This is a genomic window from Bradyrhizobium iriomotense, assembly GCF_030160715.1.
GTDB classification, from domain to species: Bacteria; Pseudomonadota; Alphaproteobacteria; order Rhizobiales; family Xanthobacteraceae; genus Bradyrhizobium; species Bradyrhizobium iriomotense.
In genome coordinates this window covers 1-2685 of record NZ_BSOW01000095.1, presented here as the reverse complement: position 1 = coordinate 2685, position 2685 = coordinate 1, and the positions used below count along the sequence as shown (strand labels likewise).

Annotated in this window: 2 protein-coding genes; both read right to left on the bottom strand. The window is 64.8% G+C overall.

Annotated features, from left to right (window positions below):
* Nucleotides 1-120 precede the first annotated feature (120 nt).
* A complete protein-coding gene (istB, locus tag QQL28_RS45510) occupies nt 121-963 on the bottom strand; it encodes an IS21-like element helper ATPase IstB (RefSeq protein ID WP_284276390.1) in 843 nt (280 codons plus the stop codon).
* Nucleotides 960-2492: an IS21 family transposase gene (gene istA / locus QQL28_RS45505; protein WP_431309738.1), complete on the bottom strand. Its 1533-nt coding sequence runs from the start codon at nt 2490-2492 to the stop codon at nt 960-962. The genes istB and istA overlap by 4 nt, the downstream gene beginning before the upstream one ends.
* Nucleotides 2493-2685: the final 193 nt, after the last annotated feature.

Genomic DNA, 2685 nt, shown 5'->3' with positions numbered 1-2685 from the left:
TATAGCGCGACAATCAGGATGAGAGCGGCGCGTCAATCAAGATGAGACGAGGCGGCCGAGTCAGGAGATAATTGACGCTGGCCGCCGGCTTGGCAAGCAATGATTGACGCTGCGCGACAATCAAGCGGCGCTGCCAGCGTCAATCACAGGCTTGTCGAGCTCGTTTGGAGTGGCGTGAACCGGTGGCCGGCCTGGACCGCGTTTTCGATCGAGAGCAACTTTCCGACGGTAGCTTTCGACGTTCATCTCGAGGATCGTGGCGTGATGCACCAAGCGATCTACTGCCGCGAGCGTCATTGCCTGATCCGGGAAGATACGCCCCCATTCGCCGAATGGCTGATTGGCCGTGATCAGCAGCGAGCGTCGCTCGTAGCGGGAGGCGATTAGCTCGAACAGCACACTGGTCTCCGCCTGATCCTTGCTCACATATGTGATGTCGTCGAGGATCAGGAGGTCGTAGCGGTCAAGTTTGGCGATCGCCGACTCCAGCGCCAGTTCGCGCCGCGCTACCTGCAGCCGCTGCACCAGATCGGTGGTGCGTGCGAAGAGAACGCGCCACCCATCCTCGACGAGAGCCAGGCCGATCGCGGCGCCGAGATGAGTCTTGCCTCCGCCGGGTGGACCGAACAGCAGCAGGTTGGCGCCGGTCTTCAACCAGACGTCGCCGGCGGCGAGCGCCATCACCTGTGCCTTTGACAGCATCGGCACGCTTTCGAAGTCGAACGTGGCGAGGGTCTTGCCGGCGGGCAAACGCGCTTCCGCCATGTGTCGCTCGATGCGACGGCGGGTGCGATCGGCTGCCTCGTGCTCGGCAAGGGCGGCAAGGAAGCGGGCGGCGGGCCAGCCTTCCTTGTCCGATTGCGCAGCGAGCATCGGCCAGATCGCCTTGACGCCGGGCAGACGCAGCTCATTGAGCAGCAACTCGACGCGGGCGGCATCGATGGAGCTCACTATGCTGGTCATGCTGCTTCTCCCAGGTTCGAGTGGACCGACACGGTGCTGACGGAGGCCAGCTCATCGTAGGCTTCGAGCGGCGCCAGCTTGACGGCGACACTCGGGATCGAGGCTGCCTGGGGTCGGAAGCGATCGCGCAGTGCGGCGAGATCGGGTAGCCGTCCGGCATCGAGGTCGATCGCGATCGCCTCGGCGAGCTCGGCTTCGCAGGCGCGCTCATGGGCCAGCGCCAGAAGCTCGACCGTCACCTTGCAGGCGCGCCGGTCATCACCGTGTTCCCGCAAGGTCTCGAACAGACGTTTGTAAGCCGCGCGTGGGAAGAGCTGGTCGCGATACACGAGGCTGACCAGCGCCATCGGCTTGCGCCGCAGGGCATGGATGACGTGCCGATAATCGACGACATGCCCGCCCTGGCGCTCCGATACAGGCCGACCGCGCCGCAACGTCACGACTGGAGTGACGCCGAGGAAGCATTCGAGCCGGTCGTCGAAGATGCGCACCCGCAGGCGATGGCCAATCAATCTTGAAGGGACGGTGTAGAACACGCGTCTCAAAATGAAGCCGCCTGACGACGTCACCGGGATCACCTTCTCCTCGAAGTCAGTCGTGCGGCCTTTCGGCAGCGGCGCCAGCGCTTCCCTCTCGAGCGCGATCCGCTTGACGAGGTTGGCGTTGCGCCGGCCGACAATCTCGTCAACAAAAGCCCGATAGGCATCGAGACTGGCGAAGTCACGCATGCCCCGCAGCAACAGCGCATCCTCCAGCGCTCGCTTGAGATGACCGTGTGCACTCTCGATCGAGCCGTTCTCATGTGCGATACCCGCATTGTTGCGCGTTGGCGCCATGCCATAGTGGCCCATCAGCCCGGCGTAACGCTGTGTCAGATCCTCCCGCGCGTCGGCCGCCAGATTGCGGAACGCCGCCGACAGGCTGTCGCTGCGATGCTCCCGCGGCACGCCGCCGAGCGCCCACAGCGCGTTCTGCAAGCCTTCTGCCAGGGCGACGAAGCTTTCACCGCCGAGCACGACATGGGCATGCTCGAAGCCGGAGAAGGCCAACCGGAAGTGATAGAGCCGGTGATCGAGCGGCTCACCCGCGATGGTAATGCCGAGTGCGCTCACGTCGGTGAAGTCGGACAGACCCAGGCGGCCGGGCTCGTGCTGCTGGCGGAAGATCACGTCCTGTTCGGGGCCGTTGAGCGCCCGCCAGGCATTGATGCGCCGCTCCAGCGTGCGTCGGATGTTGGGGTTGAAGCCGGGATGCCGTCGGCGCAGTTCGTCCAGCACGCCGATCACGCGGATACCGGGCGCAGCCTTCAGGATCGGAACGATCTCGGCGTCCCAATAGGGCGCGAGCGGGTCGGATCGTCGCCGGCCCCTCGGTGCCTTCTTCTGCGATGGCGGACGCGCATCGCCCTCGATCCGATACGCACTCGCTTTCGAGAACCCCGCCTTGGCCGCGGCGGCTTCGGGGGACAACGTCAGTCGGTAGGTCATGTACAGCCTCATCTGGTGGTCGGTGATGTGGAGGCCAGGCAAGGCATCGATTCCCTCTTGTCGAGACAAATCAACAGCTTGCACCAGCCCCGCCCAGCCGCCAGACGGGTCCAAAAACGCGCGACGCCGATGGGGACCGTCCTCCGGTCGGGCTACGCCCTCCCTTCGGTCCGTCCCCATCGGCGCAGTCTCACCTTGATTGTCGCTGGAGTCTCACCCTGATCGCCGCCGCGCA